Source organism: Clostridium taeniosporum (assembly GCF_001735765.2).
GTDB classification, from domain to species: domain Bacteria; phylum Bacillota; class Clostridia; order Clostridiales; family Clostridiaceae; genus Clostridium; species Clostridium taeniosporum.
In genome coordinates, this window is record NZ_CP017253.2 from 568583 (window position 1) to 589049 (window position 20467).

Genomic DNA, 20467 nt, shown 5'->3' on the forward strand with positions numbered 1-20467 from the left:
TTTCTATCGAAAAATGACATAATTATGATATAATTAGTTTTGAATTTCATAAAATTTTAAAGGAGTATTATAAATGAGCGAAATACTTAATTCAATTATAAAAGAATCAAATTATAGATTAACACAGTTTTCAGATAAAGCAATTGACATTGTAGAAAAAAATGTAGTAATGCGTAAAGACAAAAAAGGAAAAGAAGTTGTTTATGTAAATTGCTTAGTTAGAAATAAAGAAATAAAGTTAACACCAGAAGAATTAGTAAGACAATTATATATTTATAAATTAATTACTGAATATAAATATCCAGTAGAAAGAATGGAATTAGAGTATAATGTTACTTTTGGTAGAGAGAAAAAGAGAGCTGATATTGTTATATTCGATAAAGATTATCCAACATCACCCCAAATAATTGTAGAATTAAAGAAGCCAAAGTTAAAAGATGGTAAAGAGCAATTAAGATCATATTGTAATGCAACAGGAGCAATTATTGGTGTATGGACTAATGGTGAACAGATTTCTTTTTATCATAGAAAAGACCCTAATTATTTTGAAGATATACCCAATATACCCAAAGCTACAGAGAAATTAACAGATATTTTAAAAGAGAGATGGACTATTGATGACTTAATAGCAAAAGATAAATTAGTTAACGAAAGAAAGTCATTAAAGAGTCTCATCGAAGAAATGGAAGATGAAGTTCTTGCAAATGCAGGTGTTGATGTATTTGAAGAAGTATTTAAATTAATATTCACAAAATTATATGATGAAATGGAAAGTGGCAGAAATAAAAAGAGATTTCTTGAATTTCGAAACTATGGAGATACAGAAAGTGATTTAAAAATTAAAATACAAACTTTATTTGATAAGTCAAAAGAAAAATGGGTAGGTGTGTTTAATCCTGATGAGCAAATTAATCTAACAAGTTCTCATTTATCAGTATGTGTTGCTAGTTTACAAGATGTAAAATTATTCAATTCAAATCTTGATGTTGTAGATGATGCTTTTGAATATTTGATGAGTAAGTCAAGTAAAGGTGAAAAGGGACAGTTTTTTACGCCAAGGTATGTTATTGATATGTGCGTAAAGATGTTAAACCCTAAAGAAAATGAAAAAATGATAGATACAGCAGCAGGAAGTTGTGGATTCCCTGTACATACAATATTTCATGTATGGAAACAAATGCTTGCTGAACGAGGCATTCCTCAAAGTCATTTATTTACTACAGAAAAAAAACCACCAGAGTGCGAGGATTATGTAAGAGATAATGTTTTTGCAATAGATTTTGATGTTAAAGCAGTAAGAGTAGCTAGAACATTAAATCTTATTGCAGGAGATGGTAGAACTAATGTTATGCACTTCAATACTTTAGATTATGAGCGCTGGGATGATTTCACTAAGGATGAAAAATGGACAGATATTTATAATGATGGTTGGAGAGGACTAAGAAAATTAAGAAAAACACCCAATCAAAATCGAGATTTTAAATTCGATATTTTGATGGCAAATCCACCTTTTGCAGGAGACATAAAGGAAAGTAGAATTATTGCAAAATATGAGTTAGGTAAAAATGCTAAAGGAAAGTATCAAACAAAAGTAGGTAGAGATATTCTTTTTATAGAACGTAATTTATCATTTTTAAAAGATGGTGGAAGGATGGCTATCGTATTACCTCAAGGTAGATTTAATAACTCAAGTGATAAATATATTAGAGATTATATTGCTGAGAGATGTAGAATATTAGCGGTAGTAGGATTACACGTAAATGTATTTAAACCACATACTGGAACAAAAACTTCTGTACTATTTGTTCAAAAATGGGATGATGAACTATGTCCAAAGAAAAATGATTATCCGATTTTCTTTGCAACTATGCGAGAACCTAGTAAAGATAACTCAGGTGAAAAAATATATAGAATAGTAGAGGGGGATGAGGGTGCATATATGCTTGATGACCATCATCATTTAGTAGTCAAACATGATTTATATAATCATGATGGTTTAACAGAAGATGGTATTGCAGAGGCATTTGAAGAATTTGCTAAGAGAGAAGGGTTAAGTTTTTTTCAGTAAGCCCATCTATTAGTCCATTTAATAAGATACGATACCAAAAATTAATGGATGGGTTAGAAGCAAAAGAAATAAAAGTACATGATTTATTAAAACAAAACCCAGAGTTTAGAGTAGATAGCGAATATGTTTTAAAGAAATATTTAATATATGATAAGATAATTTCAGATATACCATTTGATTATATAGATAACATTGCATTTGTAACAGATGGTATTCATGAGTCAATTGATTTTGATGAGAACTCAAGTATTAATTTAATATCAGCTAAAGCACCAAAGGAAAATGTATTTGATTTATCATCAACAGGATATATATCTGAAGTACAGAACAAATTAAATCCACGTACTCAGCTTCAAGAAGATGATGTTATTATTTCAACGGTGGGAACAATTGGAAATTGTGCGGTAGTGGATAAATCTGTATTGCCTGCAAATAGCGATAGACATGTAGGTATCATTAGATTAAATAAGAATTATAAACCAAGATATGTTTCAACATTTCTGCTTTCCAAGTATGGCAGATTTCAATCAGAGAGATATACAACAGGAAATGTACAACCCAATTTGTTTATATACAAGATAAAAGCAATTAAGATACCATTTATAAGTGATGTTTTTCAAGATACAATTGAAAATAAAGTGATAGAGGCTCATCAAAAATTAAAAAAGTCTAAAGATTTATACTTAAAAGCAGAAGAAGTTTTACTTAATGAAATTGGTATGAGAGATTTTCAAGAAAGCCAAGACAAAGTAGCTATAAAGACTTTATCTCAATCATGGGCGATAACAGGTAGATTAGACGCAGAGTATTATCAAGAAAAATACGATGACATTAGTAATGAAATATATAACTATAGTAATGGTTATGCCTTATTAGGTTCTGTTTGTAACGTAAAGGATAGCAATTATATTCCGAAAGATAAAATAACTTATAACTATATAGAATTATCAAATATTGGTAGCAAAGGTGAAATTAATGCGTGTACAACTGACTTAGGAGCTAAGTTACCTACTAGAGCAAGAAGATTAATTAACAAGGGTGATGTAATTGTATCATCTATTGAAGGTTCATTAACTAGTTGTGCGTTGATAACAAATGAGTATGATAATGCAATATGTTCAAATGGTTTTTATATAGTCAACTCAACTCAAATTAATTCAGAAACATTACTGCTACTTTTTAAAAGCGAGCCTATACAAAATTTATTAAAAAAAGGTTGTTCTGGTACTATTCTTACAGCAATCAGTAAAGATGAATTTAAGAGAATACCTATTCCTTTAATTAGAGAAGAAATACAAAATAGTCTAAAAGAAATGATTAAAGAATGCTCAAAGCTAAGAGAGGAAAGTAGATTGTTACTTGAAAAAGCAAAGAAAACAGTAGAGATAGCAATTGAAAAAGGAGAAGAAGAGGCTTTCAAGTATCTAAGCATTTAATTAGAAATATTATATAAAAAATATAATAATTAAAATGGTGAATTTAATAAGAAAAAGTCATTATCTTTGCAAACTTATAGAGGTGGGAGATAATGATTTTTTTGCATTTTAGGTGGTGGAATATAATATAAAATGAGATATATTAAATGAAAGTATACTCATAAAAATAAAAAAATGGTAATAATAGAGAGGGATTTTAAAAGAAATGTAGAATATATACCTTAATATTTATATTTTAATTTATAATGGGGTGTGACAGTTTTGAGGTATGAAGAAATTGATGATGAAACCAAGGAATTATTAAGGATAAATGAGATTGTATGGGATGAACATAGGGGATATGTATCTAATCTACATAAGGAACTATATTTAAAGGAATCTGAGGCGAAATCAGAAAAATATTTGATAGAATATTGTAATTTAGTTCAATACTTAAAAGAACATTTAGAATTTGGTGTTAATAAAGAGTGGTCTGATTCTGAACTCAATAAGTATGTTTATATGCTAAATAAAGACATGCTAAAGAAGAAATTTAAATTAGTGATAGATTCTCTTTCTAGATTTTATGACGACAGTGATATTATTGCATTTTATAAAAGTCATGGTGCTAAAGAACCTACTATAATAGACTTAATAGGTACAACAGGTGCCGGAAAGACCACATTTTGTCAGCAATTTGTGGATAATATAAGTAAAGAATTACTAAAGTTAACAATTACAGATTCATCTGAGAGTACAGTTATACAAACTGATATTCTTATATTAGATAATACTGATAAAAAGCTATTTTTGAAAGTTAGGAATAAATCAGAAATCATCAGTGACTTGTTAACGGTGGCATTAGAATATGATTTAAACTCAAATGGTGGAAGTATTAGAGATAATATAAATAAAAATTCAGAAATAACAGATAAAGATACTATCGATAAAGTAGACAATTTTTTTGCTACATATGAACTCTTTAATAAATTTAAATATTTTGCAGATAATGTACAGGAAGAGTTTAAAGAATCTACCGACGGTGACAAATTTGAATGGATTCAGAAAATATCAGATACAGATGAATTTGACTACTTTCTTTTTGAAATAATAGGAGAAGAGACTAACAATCCGTACTTTTATGGTTATAGAAAGGAATATGATTTAGAAGCAGAAGATGCAGAGGATACTATTATTACAACATTAGCAAATACAGAATTTAAATATAGAAAAGAAGATATTGAATGTTATCCTGAATATGAAGATGCCATATCTTATAGATTGTTATATGACCATGCTATATTAATTCTTCCTTGTAGTGATAAAGCAAAAAAATGTCTTGATTATGACTTTGAACAAGGTCTTGTATTCAGAGATTCACAAGGACATAAATTAGATGATCAAAATGGTATGGCTTCTGATTTTGAAGTGAAAAATAAAATATTCTTAATCCCTATAGATACAGGTGGATATTTGATTGATGATAGATATAGTAATATATTTGAAAAAATATTAATTTCAGAGCCTAAGAATAATTTATTTGTACTTACTAAAATTGATACAAATAATACTTATAGAGCATATAAGAAAGGCAATTATGCGGATGATAAAAAATTTAGTAGGGATTTTTCGGAGAAAATTGCTAAAACACACAATAAACTTTTAAGTAATTTTAAGGGGAAAACTTTTGATGAAAAAGAGAATACTGAATTTTTAAGGGATGAAACAATACATTTTGAAAATTTTATGGCTTCTTTTGATAACGCATACTTGTCAGAAGTTGAAGATGATACCTATGAATCTGAGGCACATAAAATTACATATACGGGTTATGCATTAAATGATTTTGACAAATCTAAATTATCAATACAATATTTGGAATCATGGTTTGATATAGTTGGTAATGTATTAAAGCAAAATAGGCTTACTTACCATGAAAATATACAGAGGTTACAAAATGTAGATAATAATGATTTAAAACAAAATGTAAATACAATATTATCAAGCGCAAATACTTTGGTTAAATTCTATATAAAAAATATGAATTGGTCAAATGAACTAGAAAAGCAGTTAGAGATACTTGATAAAGGCTTTGACTTTAGAACTATATATCAGAATGGAGCATCTTGGTATTTATATAATTTTATAAGGGATGGAGCAACTTCGAATACAAATCAATATTTTAAAGACTATACATCTAGTATGCTTAGAGAAATTAAATCTTATCTAGTTAAGAGTTCCAATGAAAATTATGTGAAAAGCATATTGCAAAAGAACCTTACAAATTATTTGTCTGGAATATATTCAATTAAGAGCGGAAACAGTGTACAAGTTTTAGATAGTCTTTCAAATACAATTATTTCAAATTCATTTGAAAAGGCAATAAAGATATCATATAAGTTATATGATAGAGATTTAAAGAAAAATGGACTTTTACTCAATATGATAAAAATTTATAATGACACAGGAAATATGTATGTTAAGCCAGCAGTAAAAACATATAATGATATCCTATTGAATAAAAGAAAGTATAGCACGAAGACTGAGCAGTATGAAGGAATATATGCAAATTTACTTTCAAAATTTAAGTATAATTTACAAAAATATTTCTCAGATTTATTTAGGACAGTACTTGAAAGTGAATTAAATAAACTTGATGAAATAGTTAAATAGTAAAAAAGGTCATTGCCAGCAGGAATGTCTGATGGTAATGACCTTTTTTTATTTATACTTACACAACAGTTCTTCTCTTATAACTTCACCTTTATCTATATCAATAAGCATCACGTAAAGATTTACCCTTAAGGATATAGGTGGTCTTCTGAAGAAATAATGATAAGCTTTTTCATTATTAACAGCAATAGTATATTTATCTGTTGGATACAGTTCGATTGTTGAAATTCTACCCAAAATATTAAATATATTCATTTGGGATATGAAATTTCTACCATCAGGAGTAGGTCTAAAGTCTATAAACCATCTCTTATATCCATCTTGATCTATATTTAAGAGCATGTCTGGAGAAATAATTTTACTATCAAATTGTGCGGGACTCCACATGCAGGATTTTTTGTATAAATCTCCTAAAATGATTTGCATGAATTTTTTTTCTAAAAGCTTCATCTCATTTCTTAAATTTATAGGGGAATCGGTGACTAATGAAGCCTGTCTTATATGGTAAATATTAAGTTCACTATCATTATTAGCTTGTTCTAGTAAATAACCAGCAGCAATCATCATATCTTTATATGTAACTCCATTATTGGCTTTTAAAACTAATTTAGAAATAGTTTCTGGTGTAGGAGGTGCTTCAATTAATTCCCTTAAAAATCTTGATATATGAGCAGCACTTACTCCTGTCTCATTAGCATATTGGTTTATAGATCTATTTCCTTTTGCTTTTTCAAGAAGTTGTGCAAATTCTGTTTTATTAAAAGTTTTGTTACTATCCATCATTATCACCTCACAATCACTAGTATACTTATATTATACAGTTTTTGTTGTTTATAGTCAATGAAAATATTAAATGAACTTTAAAAAAGTATTGTAATTAACATAATTTTGTGATATATTAGTTTTAACATATATAAGAAATTTTATACAACTAAGGAAAAATAAATTAAAATATATTTTAATAGTTGTTAAGTATGAACGTTATAAGATTATATAGGGCGGTGTTGGGTAGATGTGTAAAACATAAAAATTAATAGGGATAGATTCGTCATTTTTTTTACAATAACCGTTTAGTGTAAACAATAGAAAAATCACAATTAAATTAATAGTATAAATAAACAACTTGTAATGTTTAATGTTAAATGTAATTATGCTAATGAAGTAAAATAATTAAACTAAGGGGGTTAAATTTATGGAAGGAAAAAATTTATTACAATTTAAAAGAGAAAGAAATGTTAAACCAAAGAAGGTTCACTGTCCATGTTGTAATAATGGAAGATTAATGGATATGGTATTCGCAGAAAAAGCTGAATTAGAAATAAAATGTCCAATATGTAAAAGGACAATTCATATAAGTCTTGAACATAATGAAATATTTGCAACTGCAATATAGTTTATACCGAGCAAAGGGACCAATAGTGAGTCACCAAATCGCCGGATAGCTACTTTTATTTAAAGTAGTTATCCGGCGATTTTTTTATTTTTTTAAAAGAAGTAAATATGAGAGTTTTCAGCAACGGAGTTAATATGAGCCATATGATTTAGAAAATTTAAATATTTTGCAAGAAAAATTTTTAAATAGGAAATGAATTTGCCTATTTAACTTTTAATATTAAGTCACAGAGCAAGGGAAAGGAGGTGAGAAAGCGATGGGGCCAAACGAAAGACGCATAGAAATAATGGAAGTTCTATGCCACAGAAGGCAGGATACAATGCAAAATTTGGCTACTGAGTTTGGTGTCAGTATCAGAACTATTAGAAATGATATTGATGTTCTGTCGCTTTCTTATCCTCTGGAGACCATACGTGGTCGTTATGCTGGTGGTGTTAAGGTAATGGATGGATTCTATATGAATCACAAATATCTAAAACCTGAACAGGAGGAATTGCTGAAACGCCTTAGTACAAGCCTTACAGGTAGCGACCTTACCGTAATGAACAGTATTTTAAAGGATTTTGCTCTAAGTAATTAAAAGGGAAGGAGGGATATTGGTGAGTGAACTACATTTAGCACTAGCAGAAGAATTAGAAAAACTAGCTGCAGGATATCGTGCTATAGCTAAGAGAAAAACAAATCTGGAAAATATAAACATTCAAGATATTAGCATTATACTAAATGAAAAAATAAACAAGGGGCAGATATCGGAAATAAAAGCACTGCTAAAAAAGTATGGCGCAGAAAAATTAGCTGAAGTTCAGATAGAAGATTATGAGGCAATTTTTAAAGAGGCAAAGAAGCTTTAGATTTTAAAAGAGAAAGGAGAAGTAAGGCATGAACAAAATTAAAATAATTCAAGACATTATAGACAATCTAAAGGGTATTACTGGTAGTTTAGAAACTTTAATAAAAGTATTAAATGAGTCAGTAAATTCAGAAGAAGTAGTACAAAAAGAAAATGCAGTAAAAGAGTCTAAGGCTAAAGCAAATAAAGAAGATTCACAAGAGCAAAAACAACCAACATTAGAAGAAGTAAGAGCAGCTATGGCTGAGAAAAATCGTGAAGGACATAGAGAAGAAGTTAAAGCAATTATAGTAAAACATGGAGCAAATAAGTTAACTGCACTTGATTCAAAGTGTTATTCAGAGGTACTTAAGGAAGTAGGTGAAATAAAGTGAGTGGTTCTTATAATGAGCATTCTAAATTTTCACCATCAGCAGCTCATAGAATTTTAGCTTGCACACCTTCAATGCTTTTAGAACAGCAGTTTCCAAATGAGACAAGCACTTATGCAGAAGAAGGAACTGCGGCACATGATCTCGCTGAACATAAGTTAAAGAAAGCTTTAAAAATGAGGTCAAGAAAACCAGTTAGTAAGTATGATTCAGATGAAATGGATGAGTATACAGATATTTATGTAGAGTACAACTTAGGAATTATAGAAAAGGCTAAGGAAAATTGCAGAGACCTCCAGATTTTAATTGAGCAAAAGTTAGATTTTAGTGACTATGTTGAAGGTAGCTTTGGAACTGGAGACCTTGTGATAGTTGGAACAGGTACACTTCATGTTATAGATTTTAAATATGGTAGAGGAGTTATAGTATCTGCAGAAAAAAATCCACAGATGATGCTTTATGCATTAGGTGCTTTATCCTTATTTGATATGCTTTATGACATCGAAAAAGTTACTATGACTATAGTTCAGCCAAGAGTAGATAACTTTTCTACTTATGAAATAACCGTAGAAGAACTTCTCAAGTGGGCAGAAGAGGAACTAAAACCAAAAGCAGAATTAGCATTAAAAGGCGAAGGGAAATTTTGTCCAGGAGAACATTGTAGGTTTTGCAAAGCTAAAAATCAGTGTAGAGCTAGAGCAGTTAAAAATTTAGAACTTTTAAAATATGAATTTTCTGACCCAGCATTACTTTCAGATGATGAAATAGCTGAAATTATGGGAGTTGCAGAAGAACTTTCTAAGTGGGCAAGTGATATTTATACCTATGCTACAGCACTTGCTATTAATGAAGGCAAAACTTGGGATGGATTTAAACTTGTAGAAGGAAGGACTAGAAGAAAATATACAGATGAACAATCTGTAGCTGAAGCTGCAAAGGGTGCTGGATATAGTGATATTTATAAGAAGAACTTAATTTCCATAACTGAGATGGAAAAGTTAATGGGAAAGAAAAAGTTTAAGGATATCTTAGGTTCTTTTGTAGAAAAGCCAAAGGGTAAATTAACATTAGTTTTAGATACAGATAAAAGAAATGCAGTAGATGTGGTAGCTGCAGAGTTTCAAGTTGAAGAATAATATACAGCTTAAAATAGCTAAATTTAAAATATTAGGAGGATTTTGTTATGAGTAAAAATTCAAAAGTAGTAATACCAGGGAGATTAAGTTATACAAATTTATTTGAGCCAAAAAGTATTAATGGAAGTGAACCTAAGTATAGTGTTTCTATAATTATACCTAAAGGTGATAAGAAAACTTTAACTATGATTCAAAAGGCTGTTGAAGATGCTAAAAAAGAAGGTATAGGTAAGTTTGGAGGAAAGATTCCTAAAAACTTAAAAATTCCACTAAGAGATGGAGATATTGACAGACCAGATGATCCAGCATATGAAAACAGCTATTTTATAAATACAAATTCAAAAGATGCACCTCAGATTGTAGATAAAAAAATACAACCAATTCTTGATAGAAGTGAAGTTTATAGTGGATGTTATGGAAAGGTAAGTGTTAACTTTTATGCTTTCAATGTAAATGGAAATCGTGGAATTGCAGCAGGTCTTGGTAATGTTCAAAAGCTTAGAGATGGGGAATCTTTAGGTGGTCATAGTAGAGCTGAGGATGACTTTGAAATTGAAGAAGATGATGATGACGATTTTATGTCATAAAAATAAAATAACTTTTATGCAGGTAGAGCCTTATTGGCTCTTTGCCTTGCATAAGGAGGTAGTGAAAAATTGAAAATATTGTCTATAGATATAGAAACTTTTTCTGATGTTGATATTGGTAAATGTGGTGTATATCGTTATGCGGATAGTCCAAATTTTGATATTTTGTTATTTGGATACAGTATAGATGGTGGCCCAGTAGAAGTAATAGATATGGCTAGTGGAGAGATATTACCACAGTTTATTATAGATGCAATAATTGATGATAATGTTATAAAAACAGCTTTTAATGCTCAGTTTGAAAGGGTTTGTTTAATGAGATACCTTTCAAGATTATTAAATAAAAATATATACCTTCATCCATCTTCATGGAGTTGTACAGAGGTACAGGCTTCAATGCTAGGATTACCACTTAGTTTAGCAGGAGTAGGCAAAGTGTTAAAACTTGATGAGCAGAAAATGGATGAAGGTAAAGCATTAATTAAATATTTTTGTACACCTTGTAGAGCTACTGCAGCTAATGGAGGAAGAACAAGGAACACGCCAAAGGATGCTCCAGAAAAATGGGAGTTATTTAAAAAATATAATGTTAGGGATGTCCAAGTGGAACTTGCCATTCGTGAGAAGTTAAAGAAGTATCCTATACCAGAAAAAGATCAAGAATTTTATGTACTAGATCAGAAAATAAACGATTTAGGATTATTAGTAGATAGAAAATTAGTAGAAGAAGCTATTTCTTGTGATAGGCAGTTTACAGTTGCTGCTACAGAAAAAGCATATGAGTTAACAGGACTTGAAAATCCAAACTCTGTAGCACAGCTGAAAGGATGGTTAAAAGATAGGGGAGTTGAAGTAGAGAGCCTTTCAAAGAAAGCAGTAACAGATTTAGTGGAAGAAACAGAAGGAGAAGTTGCTGAAGCTTTAAAGTTAAGACTTTTAATGGCTAAAACTAGTGTGAAAAAATATGAAGCTATTGAGAGAGCAGTTTGCTCCGATGGTAGGGTTCATGGATTATTTCAGTTTTATGGTGCAAATAGAACTGGTAGGTGGAGTGGGCGTTTAGTGCAGTTCCAAAACCTACCTCAAAATCATCTTAAAGATTTAACTCTTTCAAGAGATTTAATAAAAGAAGGTAGATTTGATGATGTAGAACTTTTATTTGGAAATACACCTAATGTTTTATCTGAACTTATAAGAACTAATTTTATCCCTAAAAAAAAGCATCGTTTTATAGTAGCGGATTTTTCAGCAATAGAAGCAAGAGTAATTTCATGGCTTGCTGGTGAAAAATGGAGACTTGATGTCTTTGCATCCCATGGAAAAATATATGAAGCAGCTGCATCTATGATGTTTCATGTACCTATTGAAAGCATTACTAAAGGAAGTCCATTAAGGCAGAAAGGGAAAATATCAGAATTGGCTTGTGGATATGGCGGAGGTGTTGGTGCTTTAAAATCTATGGGAGCTTTAGAGATGGGAGTTGAAGAATCTGAACTTAAAGGACTTATTGATAATTGGAGAACTGCAAATCCTCATATTGGGAAGTTTTGGTGGGATGTTGATAGGATGGCTATTAAAGCAGTAAAGGAAAGAGGAATAGCATCTACCCATGGAATTATTTTTACTTATAAAAGTGGAATGTTATTTGTTACTTTGCCATCTGGAAGAAATCTTGTTTATGTAAAACCAAGGATTAGATTAAACAAATTTGGTAGAGAAGGACTTACTTATGAAGGCATTGGAGCAACAAAAAAGTGGGAGAAAATAGAAACTTATGGACCTAAAATTGTAGAAAATATTGTGCAAGCAACTTCAAGAGATTTATTAGCAGAAGCCATGCTTAGATTAGATAAAACAGGGTATAAAATAGTTGCGCACGTACATGATGAAGCCATATGTGAAGTACCTATAGGAAAAGGTTCTGTAGAAGAAATGTGTGCAATTATGGCAGAATCACCTAAATGGGTAAAGGGATTACCCTTAAAAGCAGATGGCTATGAATGCAATTTTTATATGAAAGATTAAGTATGTACTTAAAAAAAGGAAAGTACATCATAGATAAAATATAGGAAGAAAGAGGAGGTAACAATACCATGAATTTTGTTATTTCAACTGGCAATAGCCGTAAAGATAAATTGTGGAAAAAAGAATCAGTAACTTGGGAGGATTTTACAGAAAAACTTTCTCATACAACTGTTACAAGTGAAACCCAAGCAGAGTATAGAAAAATGAAAAAATTTCAGCAGGATAATGTAAAAGATGTAGGTGGTTTTGTAGCAGGAGAACTTAAAGATGGTAGACGTAAGAAGGAAAATGTTTTATCACGTTCCATGTTAACTTTAGATATGGATTATGCAGATGATGCAGAAGTAATAACTTCAGATATTGAAATGTTATATGATTATGCTTGTTGTATTTATTCTACTCATAAGCATACCAAAGATAAGCCAAGACTTAGAATTATTATTCCTTTATCAAAAACTGTAAATGCAGATGAGTATCAAGCTATATCACGAATGGTAGCAAAGCAAATTGGTATTGAATTATTTGATGATACTACTTATGAACCAAATAGGTTAATGTACTTTCCTAGTACCTCATGTGATGGAGAGTACTTTTTTAAAGTTATTGATGGAGAATTTTTAAATCCTGATAGTATTCTTTCTTTATATAAAGATTGGAAGGATACATCTTCATGGCCTGTATCTTCAAGGCAAACAGCTATTATTGAAAAGACTATGAAAAAGCAGGAAGATCCTTTAAAGAAACAAGGTATGGTAGGAGCATTTTGTAGAAGTTATACCATTATAGAAGCTATAGAAACTTTTTTATCAGATATTTACGCACCTAGTATTATTCCAGATAGGTATGATTATATTCCTGCTGATTCTGCAGCTGGAGTTATTATTTATGATAATAAATATGCATATTCACATCATGCTACAGATCCAGCCTGCAACAAACTTTTAAATGCATTTGACCTTGTAAGAATTCACCTTTATGGAGATATGGATGAAGATGCAGATGAAAAAAAACAATTACCATCTTATAAAGCAATGGTGGAATTTTGCAGAGAAGATGAAAAGGTGAAAAGGCAACTTTCAAAAGAACGTGAAGAAGAGGCTTTGGAAGAATTTAAAAGTGATAATGAGTGGGAGCTTAATTTAGAACTTAATAAAAATGGAACTGTTAAAGATACTCTTATTAACATAACAGAAATATTTCGTCATGACAGTATGTTTGAATCTATAGCTTATAATGAGTTATCTCATACCATAGATGTTAATGGAGAACTTCCATGGAAACAAGTAAAAAAGGGATGGAATGATTCAGACCTTTCTTATGCTAAAGTGTATTTAGATAAGAAGTATGGTATTTGGTCTCCTGGAAAGTTTAAAGATGCACTACTTGCAGGAGCATCAGAAAGAGCATTTCATCCAATTAAAGATTATTTTAATTCACTACCTAATTGGGATGAAAAGGAAAGATTAGATACACTTCTTATTGATTATTTTGATGCTGAAGATAACCCTTATACAAAAGAAGTTATGAGAAAAACTTTAGTTGCAGCAGTAGCTAGAATATATGAACCAGGTACAAAATTTGATTATGTCTTAATTTTAAATGGCGATCAAGGTATTGGAAAATCTACTTTCTTTTCTAAGCTTGCAGGAAAATGGTTTTCAGACAGTTTAACTATATCAGATATGAGAGATAAAGCTGCCGCAGAAAAACTTCAAGGATACTGGATTTTAGAACTTGGAGAGCTTGCAGGTCTTAGAAAAATGGATGTTGAAACAGTTAAATCCTTTATAACTAGAACAGATGATAAGTTTAGACAAAGCTATGGAGTAACTGTTGAAAACCATCCAAGACAGTGCATTATAGTTGGAACTACTAATGCAGAAAAAGGCTTTTTAAGAGATGTTACAGGTAACAGAAGATTTTGGCCTGTTCAAGTTAAATTAGGGAAAAAGAGTGTTTGGGAAGATATTACACAAAATGAGGTTGATCAAATTTGGGCAGAAGCAATTGTAAAGTATAAAGCAGGTGAAGAACTAACCTTAAAAGGAGAATCAGCAGTAATGGCTTATCAGCATCAGCAAGAGGCTATGGAAGAAGATGATCGTGAAGGTCTTGTTAGAGATTATTTAAATACACTTTTACCAGATAATTGGGATGAGATGGACTTATTTCAAAGACGTAATTTTTTAGTAGGTGACAGTGAATTTGGAACTGAAACTTTAGTAGGTACTGTAAAAAGAGAGAGGGTATGCATTCAAGAGATTTGGTGTGAATGTTTTGGTAAAAAGAAAGAAGATATAAAAAGAAGTGATTCTTTTGAAATACAAGGTATTTTAGTAAAAATAGGAGGATGGAAGCGTTATAGGGGTAATAAATTTGGTAAAATGAGAATTCCTATTTATGGTCCACAGTTAACATATATAAGAGATGAAAACTAAAGCAGAGTTACAAGAACTAAATAATTGTTTCTAAGATACTTAAGATTAAAACAGGTACATTTTAAAAACTTGTACCGAAGACAGATAAAACAAGGGTTTATACTATATTAGTTCTTATGTTCTTATCTCTATTATAGAGTATGTATTTATATTATATATAGAGTATATAGGGTACGCACGTATATATACGCACGCGTAAGAGTTTAAAACCCTAAGAAACAGCCTTTAAGAACTAAAGATGGAAGGTAAAAATCATAATCTCAGCTATAGAAAAAAGCATGGGAGGTAAAAAAGTTATGAGAGAAAAAGATATAGAGCAGATCTTAATTAGAAAAGTGAAAACAAGAGGTGGACTAGCATTAAAGTTTATTTCTCCGAGTGTCAATGGAGTGCCAGATCGTTTGGTGCTCCTACCTAAAGGTAAAATAGCATTTGTAGAATTAAAAGCACCTGGAAAGAAAATGAGACCTCTTCAGATAAAAAGAAAAACACAATTAGAATCATTAGGATTTTTAGTTTATTGCATAGATAGGAAAGAAGAGATAGAAGGTGTTATAGATGAAATTGAAAAAAGTAGATTATAAGCCACATGGATATCAAGCTTTTTCAACAGAATTTATATTAAAACATAAATCAGCAGGACTTTTCTTAGAATGTGGTCTTGGCAAAAGTGTAATTACTTTAACTGCAATTGTAGAACTTATGTATAATATGTTTGATGTTTCAAAAGTTTTAGTAATTGCACCACTTAGAGTAGCTGACACTACATGGCAAGATGAAATAGAAAAGTGGGAGCATCTAAAATATTTAAAGCTTTCAAAGATATTAGGAAGTAAGAAAAATAGGATAATGGCACTTTATAAAAAGGCAGATATTTATACCATCAACAGAGAGAATGTTCCATGGCTTGTGGATTTTTATAAAAATGATTGGCCCTTTGATATGGTAGTTATTGATGAACTTTCAAGTTTTAAATCTCCATCAGCTAAAAGGTTTAAAGCATTAAAGAAAGTAAGACATAAAATTAAAAGAATTGTAGGTCTTACTGGAACACCTGCACCAAATGGTTTATTAAATATTTGGAGTCAGATTTATCTTTTAGATGGTGGAGAGAGACTGGGAAGAACTTTTACTGGCTACCGCAACAGATATTTTCATCCACAAAAATATATAAATGGTGGCATACCTACTGACTATACTATTAATGAAGATGCAGAAGAAAAGATATATGAGAAAATTTCAGATATATGCATTAGCATGAAGGCTCTTGATTATTTAAAAATGCCAGAGTGTATTTTTAATAAAGTTATGGTGGAACTATCAGAAAAAGATATGAAACTATATCGTAAGCTTGAAAGAGATTTATTATTACCTTTTGAGGATAGTGATGTTGATGCAAAAAATGCAGCAGTACTTTCTAATAAACTTCTGCAAATGGCAAGTGGTGCTGTTTATGATGAGTTTGGTGATGTTAAACTTATTCATAATAAAAAATTAGATGCACTAGAAGATTTAATAGAAGCAGCTAATGGTAAACCAGTTCTAGTGTATTACGGATTCAAACATGATGAAGATAGAATTAAAGAACGCTTTGAGGTAGAAGAAATTAATACTTCAGAAGATATTGCAAAGTGGAATGATGGAAAAATACAAATTGCTTTATGTCATCCAGCATCTACAGGACATGGACTTAATCTTCAAGAAGGAGGATGTACAATTATTTGGTTTAGTCTTACTTGGAGCTTAGAACTTTATCAGCAAGCTAATGCAAGATTATATAGACAAGGGCAAAAGCATACTGTGGTGATTCACCATATCATAGCAAAAGATACAGTAGATGAAAAAGTTATACAAGCTTTAGAAAATAAAGATACAAGTCAAACTGCTTTAATTAATGCAGTTAAAGCAAGAATTAAAAAGCAGGAAGGGAGAGCCTAATATGAATGCAAAAGAATATTTATCACAAGCTGTTTGGCTTGATAAAAGAATAGATAGCAAACTTGAGCAGCTAGAATCCTTAAAGAGTTTAGCTATGAAAGTAAATACAGATATTACACAAGAAAGAGTATCAGGCGGACCTAATAGTAAAAGTCCAATGGAAAATGTAATGGTAAAGGTTATAGATTTAGAGTATGAGATTAATAAAGATATTGATAACTTGGTGGATCTTAAGAAAGAAATTATGGAAACTATAAATAAACTTAGTGATTTGAATTACCAGTTGCTTTTAGAAATGAGATATATTAATGGCAAGTGCTGGGACGATATAGCAACTTCTATGGGATATGATAGAAGTTCAATATTTAGGATTCATGGAAAAGCATTAAAAGAAATAGATAGATTAAAAGTTGCGACTAAATGAGACTAAATGAGACTGAATGCCACCCAGTATAAGTGATATAATATAAAGTGTAAAAGCATAGAAAAATTAAGAGCACCATATGCTGTAGTATATGCCGATGCTATATCGATTCGATTCTTAGGAAACGCAGCATTCTTGATAACAAAGCCCTTGGAGGTAAAACTCTGGAGGGTTTTTTCTATGCATAAAAATAAAGGATGGTGAAATAAAGTGCCAATGAAACCATTAAAACCTTGTAGGCATCTAGGATGTCCTGAACTTACAAAGAATAAATATTGTGAAAAGCATATGAATTTACATAGAAATAAAAGAGAAAGTGCTGGAAGACGAGGCTACGATAGCAGATGGAATAAGATGAGAAAAATATTTCTAAAAAATAATCCTATATGTGTTGAGTGTAAAAAACAAGGCAGGATAACAAATGCTACAGTAGTTGATCATATTATTCCTCATAGAGGAGATTATAAATTGTTTTGGGATGAGAGCAACTGGCAACCTCTTTGTAAGAGATGCCATGATAAAAAGACAATGACAGAAGATAGGTATCAAGAATTTAAATATAATAAAAAATAATTTTAGGTTTAATTTATCCTAAAATTGTGTATAATATAACTATAGAGGAGGTGTTTTTTATGCAAGTAAATATTAATAATTTAGTATCTATATCAGAGGCTAATCAAAATTTTTCTAGAGTTGCAAGAATGGTAGATGAAAACGGTGCAGCTATTATATTAAAGAATAATGCACCAAGATATGTATTAATAGACTATAGTAAGTTTCAGCAAGATACTATTGCAGATGATGCTACAGTAGAAGAAGCTGCAAATAATATTTTAAATAAACATCTAAAAGCATTTGAGGAGTTGGCTAAATGAAGCACCTAAGTAAGGAACAAATGATGTACCTACATTCTATGGCTGTTAAAAAGACCGGCGGATTAGATGGAATAAGAGATGAAGGGTTATTAGATTCAGCTTTAAATTCTCCATTTCAATCATTTGCAGGTGAAGAATTATATCCATCTATACAAGCTAAAGCAGCAAGATTAGGATTTAGTATTATTAAGAACCATCCTTTCTTAGATGGAAACAAAAGAATAGGAATGCTGGCAATGATGGTGTTTTTAGAAATTAATGGAATTGAATTGGAATGTAGTGATGAAGACATCGTAGATATTGGATTAGGTATAGCATCAGGTAAGTATGAAGATGATCATATTATAGAGTGGATTATTAGTTGCAGTAATAAATAGTTAAAGAAATTGTTTAATAGAATTTTTACAGGAGGGTAGGGGGGTCAAGCCTCTAAAGAGGACATGCCAAGGACCGCCGCCCCCTCTCGTGTGAATTTTCGCAGAATTAAACAAGGGGGATAGGCAAAAATCGCGTAATATAAAGTTTAAATTAAGTAGCTACAAGTGTTGTGGTTACTTTTTTTATTGCGTAAAAGTTAAAGGAAAGGAGCAACTCATATGACAAGTGATGAAAAAGAAAAAATAAGAGAACTAAGATTAAAAGGCATGGGATATAAAAAAATTGCTAACTTTTTAAATTTAACTAGAGATAGCGTGAGAGGGTTTTGTAAGCGTAATGGACTAGAAGGAAATTCATGTGTTGTTGCTCTAAATTTTGAAGAAAAGATGAAAAGAAATTTACTTTGTGCCTATTGTGATAAACCTATAAAGCAAAACGGTAAAGGCAGAATTAGAAGATTTTGCTCTGATGATTGTAGAAGAAAATGGTGGAATGAAAATCAAGATAAAAGAAATAGAAAAGAAACAGCATTTTATAAATATACCTGTGCTTACTGTGGAAAAGAATTTAGTGCTTATGGAAATAAAAATAGAAAATACTGTAGCCACAACTGCTACATTAAAGATAGATTTTGGAGGGATGAGGAAAATGAAATTTAAAAAATTAAAAATTTCAGATTTAGTTCCTGCTGCATATAATCCTAGAAAAAAGTTAAAACCAGGGGATAAAGAATTTGAGAAGATAAAAAGTAGCATAAATGAATTTGGATATGTTGAGCCTATTATTGTAAATTTCGATATGACAATTATAGGAGGACATCAAAGGGTTTCAGTTTTAAAAACATTAGGTTATGAAGATATAGATTGCATTGTAATAGATATTGATAAAACTAAAGAAAAAGCATTAAATATTGCTCTTAATAAAATTACTGGTGAATGGAACAAAGAATTACTTGCTGACTTAATAAAGGATCTACAGGAAATTGATTATGATGTAGAGTTTACAGGCTTTGAGCCACCAGAAATTGATGAACTTTTTAATGAACTTCATCCTAAAGGTGTAAAAGAGGATGATTTTGATGAAGCACCGCCAGAAGTTCCAATCACAAAAAATGGTGATGTTTGGTTACTTGGAAGACATCGTTTGATATGTGGTGATAGCACAAAACTTGAAACATATGAAAAACTTATGGAAGGAAAGAAAGCAAATTTAGTTGTAACGGACCCTCCGTATAATGTTTCCTATGAAGGAACAGCAGGAAAAATTCAAAATGATAACATGGAAGATAAAAAGTTTTATGAATTTCTTCTTAATGCTTATAAAGGTATGTATGAAAGTTTAGCAGATGGTGGTTCTATTTATGTATTTCATGCTGATAGGGAAACTGTTAATTTTAGAATAGCTTTTAAAGAAGCAGGGTTCTTTTGTCATCAAACTTGTATATGGATAAAGAATTCACCAGTACTAGGACGTTGTGATTATCAATATAATCATGAGCCTATACTTGTAGGATGGAAACCTACTGCAGGACATAAATTTTACGGAGATAGAAAGCAAAGGACCACTTGGAATTTTGATAGGCCTACAAAATCAAAATATCATCCAACAATGAAGCCAATAGCTTTAGTTGCTTACCCAATTACAAATTCAAGTTTAACAAATTCTATTGTTCTAGATCCTTTTGGAGGAAGTGGTTCAACTCTTATAGCTTGTGAGCAAACAGATAGAATTTGCTATACTATAGAACTTGATGAAAAATATGCTGATGTTATTGTTAAGAGATATATAGAACAAGTAGATAGTGATGAAGCCGTATTTCTTATAAGAAATGGTGAAAAAATTTCTTATAAAGATATTGAAAAAAGTGAATAAAACCCTTGATATATGTGTGCTTTA

Annotated in this window: 20 protein-coding genes; 19 read left to right on the forward strand and 1 reads right to left on the reverse strand. The window is 30.5% G+C overall.

All coding sequences use genetic code 11. The features are described 5' to 3' along the window. Positions 1-73 precede the first annotated feature (73 nt). The 3 genes from BGI42_RS02790 to BGI42_RS02800 all read left to right on the forward strand — a co-directional run bounded on the left by BGI42_RS02790 (position 74) and on the right by BGI42_RS02800 (position 6156). Complete coding sequence (locus tag BGI42_RS02790) at positions 74-2068, forward strand: type I restriction-modification system subunit M (protein ID WP_069678860.1); 1995 nt, start codon at positions 74-76, stop codon at positions 2066-2068. A gap of 44 nt (positions 2069-2112) precedes the next feature. Then, on the forward strand, positions 2113-3504 hold the full coding sequence (locus BGI42_RS02795) for a restriction endonuclease subunit S domain-containing protein (protein WP_069678861.1): 1392 nt from the start codon (positions 2113-2115) through the stop codon (positions 3502-3504). Between the two features lie 261 nt (positions 3505-3765). Next, positions 3766-6156: a hypothetical protein gene (locus BGI42_RS02800; protein ID WP_069678862.1), complete on the forward strand. Its 2391-nt coding sequence runs from the start codon at positions 3766-3768 to the stop codon at positions 6154-6156. Between the two features lie 48 nt (positions 6157-6204). Here BGI42_RS02800 and BGI42_RS02805 read toward each other — a convergent pair whose 3' ends face one another. After that, positions 6205-6936 (reverse strand): hypothetical protein, encoded by a 732-nt coding sequence (locus tag BGI42_RS02805; protein ID WP_069678863.1) that lies wholly within the window; start codon positions 6934-6936, stop codon positions 6205-6207. 412 nt (positions 6937-7348) lie between these two features. On the opposite strand from BGI42_RS02805, the gene BGI42_RS02810 reads away from it, so the two are divergent. The 16 genes from BGI42_RS02810 (at position 7349) to BGI42_RS02885 (ending at position 20443) form a co-directional block, all read left to right on the forward strand. Beyond that, the gene (locus BGI42_RS02810; RefSeq protein WP_069678864.1) at positions 7349-7549 is read left to right on the forward strand and encodes a hypothetical protein; all 201 of its coding nucleotides are present in this window, start codon (positions 7349-7351) and stop codon (positions 7547-7549) included. 256 nt (positions 7550-7805) lie between these two features. Beyond that, positions 7806-8129 carry an HTH domain-containing protein gene (locus tag BGI42_RS02815; RefSeq protein ID WP_069678865.1) on the forward strand — a complete coding sequence of 108 codons (324 nt, stop codon included), beginning with the start codon at positions 7806-7808 and terminating at the stop codon, positions 8127-8129. A gap of 19 nt (positions 8130-8148) precedes the next feature. Continuing rightward, a complete protein-coding gene (locus tag BGI42_RS02820) occupies positions 8149-8400 on the forward strand; it encodes a hypothetical protein (protein WP_069678866.1) in 252 nt (83 codons plus the stop codon). Positions 8401-8428: 28 nt separating this feature from the next. After that, complete coding sequence (locus BGI42_RS02825) at positions 8429-8773, forward strand: hypothetical protein (RefSeq protein WP_069678867.1); 345 nt, start codon at positions 8429-8431, stop codon at positions 8771-8773. Then, complete coding sequence (locus tag BGI42_RS02830; RefSeq protein ID WP_069678868.1) at positions 8770-9906, forward strand: DUF2800 domain-containing protein; 1137 nt, start codon at positions 8770-8772, stop codon at positions 9904-9906. Before BGI42_RS02825 ends, BGI42_RS02830 begins: the two co-directional genes overlap by 4 nt. A gap of 47 nt (positions 9907-9953) precedes the next feature. Beyond that, complete coding sequence (locus BGI42_RS02835; protein WP_069678869.1) at positions 9954-10493, forward strand: DUF2815 family protein; 540 nt, start codon at positions 9954-9956, stop codon at positions 10491-10493. A gap of 69 nt (positions 10494-10562) precedes the next feature. Further along, positions 10563-12518: a DNA polymerase gene (locus BGI42_RS02840; protein WP_069678870.1), complete on the forward strand. Its 1956-nt coding sequence runs from the start codon at positions 10563-10565 to the stop codon at positions 12516-12518. Positions 12519-12586: 68 nt separating this feature from the next. Then, positions 12587-14956 (forward strand): virulence-associated E family protein, encoded by a 2370-nt coding sequence (locus BGI42_RS02845; protein WP_069678871.1) that lies wholly within the window; start codon positions 12587-12589, stop codon positions 14954-14956. A 296-nt stretch (positions 14957-15252) separates the two neighbouring features. Further along, entirely contained in the window at positions 15253-15540 is a 288-nt protein-coding gene (locus tag BGI42_RS02850) for a VRR-NUC domain-containing protein (protein WP_069678872.1), read from the forward strand. Then, on the forward strand, positions 15515-16894 hold the full coding sequence (locus tag BGI42_RS02855; protein WP_069678873.1) for an SNF2-related protein: 1380 nt from the start codon (positions 15515-15517) through the stop codon (positions 16892-16894). Before BGI42_RS02850 ends, BGI42_RS02855 begins: the two co-directional genes overlap by 26 nt. Before the next feature lies 1 nt (position 16895). Next, positions 16896-17318 carry a DUF1492 domain-containing protein gene (locus BGI42_RS02860; protein WP_069678874.1) on the forward strand — a complete coding sequence of 141 codons (423 nt, stop codon included), beginning with the start codon at positions 16896-16898 and terminating at the stop codon, positions 17316-17318. Positions 17319-17528: 210 nt separating this feature from the next. Next, the gene (locus BGI42_RS02865; RefSeq protein ID WP_069678875.1) at positions 17529-17891 is read left to right on the forward strand and encodes an HNH endonuclease; all 363 of its coding nucleotides are present in this window, start codon (positions 17529-17531) and stop codon (positions 17889-17891) included. Between the two features lie 59 nt (positions 17892-17950). Then, a complete protein-coding gene (locus BGI42_RS02870; protein ID WP_035109252.1) occupies positions 17951-18193 on the forward strand; it encodes a type II toxin-antitoxin system Phd/YefM family antitoxin in 243 nt (80 codons plus the stop codon). After that, on the forward strand, positions 18190-18570 hold the full coding sequence (locus BGI42_RS02875; protein WP_069678876.1) for a type II toxin-antitoxin system death-on-curing family toxin: 381 nt from the start codon (positions 18190-18192) through the stop codon (positions 18568-18570). Before BGI42_RS02870 ends, BGI42_RS02875 begins: the two co-directional genes overlap by 4 nt. A gap of 219 nt (positions 18571-18789) precedes the next feature. Further along, on the forward strand, positions 18790-19230 hold the full coding sequence (locus tag BGI42_RS02880) for an RNA polymerase subunit sigma-70 (RefSeq protein WP_069678877.1): 441 nt from the start codon (positions 18790-18792) through the stop codon (positions 19228-19230). Further along, complete coding sequence (locus BGI42_RS02885) at positions 19220-20443, forward strand: site-specific DNA-methyltransferase (RefSeq protein WP_069678878.1); 1224 nt, start codon at positions 19220-19222, stop codon at positions 20441-20443. The genes BGI42_RS02880 and BGI42_RS02885 overlap by 11 nt, the downstream gene beginning before the upstream one ends. Positions 20444-20467 lie beyond the last annotated feature (24 nt).

What these genes read in the sequence shown, in the direction of transcription:
- BGI42_RS02850 (WP_069678872.1), top strand. Translation starts at nt 15,253, where the DNA reads ATGAGAGAAAAAGATATAGAGCAGATCTTAATTAGAAAAGTGAAAACA.
- BGI42_RS02810 (WP_069678864.1), top strand. Translation starts at nt 7,349, where the DNA reads ATGGAAGGAAAAAATTTATTACAATTTAAAAGAGAAAGAAATGTTAAA.
- BGI42_RS02845 (WP_069678871.1), top strand. Translation starts at nt 12,587, where the DNA reads ATGAATTTTGTTATTTCAACTGGCAATAGCCGTAAAGATAAATTGTGG.
- BGI42_RS02875 (WP_069678876.1), top strand. Translation starts at nt 18,190, where the DNA reads ATGAAGCACCTAAGTAAGGAACAAATGATGTACCTACATTCTATGGCT.
- BGI42_RS02860 (WP_069678874.1), top strand. Translation starts at nt 16,896, where the DNA reads ATGAATGCAAAAGAATATTTATCACAAGCTGTTTGGCTTGATAAAAGA.
- BGI42_RS02805 (WP_069678863.1), bottom strand. Translation starts at nt 6,936, where the DNA reads ATGGATAGTAACAAAACTTTTAATAAAACAGAATTTGCACAACTTCTT.
- BGI42_RS02835 (WP_069678869.1), top strand. Translation starts at nt 9,954, where the DNA reads ATGAGTAAAAATTCAAAAGTAGTAATACCAGGGAGATTAAGTTATACA.
- BGI42_RS02795 (WP_069678861.1), top strand. Translation starts at nt 2,113, where the DNA reads ATGGATGGGTTAGAAGCAAAAGAAATAAAAGTACATGATTTATTAAAA.
- BGI42_RS02790 (WP_069678860.1), top strand. Translation starts at nt 74, where the DNA reads ATGAGCGAAATACTTAATTCAATTATAAAAGAATCAAATTATAGATTA.
- BGI42_RS02880 (WP_069678877.1), top strand. Translation starts at nt 18,790, where the DNA reads ATGACAAGTGATGAAAAAGAAAAAATAAGAGAACTAAGATTAAAAGGC.
- BGI42_RS02870 (WP_035109252.1), top strand. Translation starts at nt 17,951, where the DNA reads ATGCAAGTAAATATTAATAATTTAGTATCTATATCAGAGGCTAATCAA.
- BGI42_RS02885 (WP_069678878.1), top strand. Translation starts at nt 19,220, where the DNA reads ATGAAATTTAAAAAATTAAAAATTTCAGATTTAGTTCCTGCTGCATAT.
- BGI42_RS02855 (WP_069678873.1), top strand. Translation starts at nt 15,515, where the DNA reads ATGAAATTGAAAAAAGTAGATTATAAGCCACATGGATATCAAGCTTTT.
- BGI42_RS02825 (WP_069678867.1), top strand. Translation starts at nt 8,429, where the DNA reads ATGAACAAAATTAAAATAATTCAAGACATTATAGACAATCTAAAGGGT.
- BGI42_RS02815 (WP_069678865.1), top strand. Translation starts at nt 7,806, where the DNA reads ATGGGGCCAAACGAAAGACGCATAGAAATAATGGAAGTTCTATGCCAC.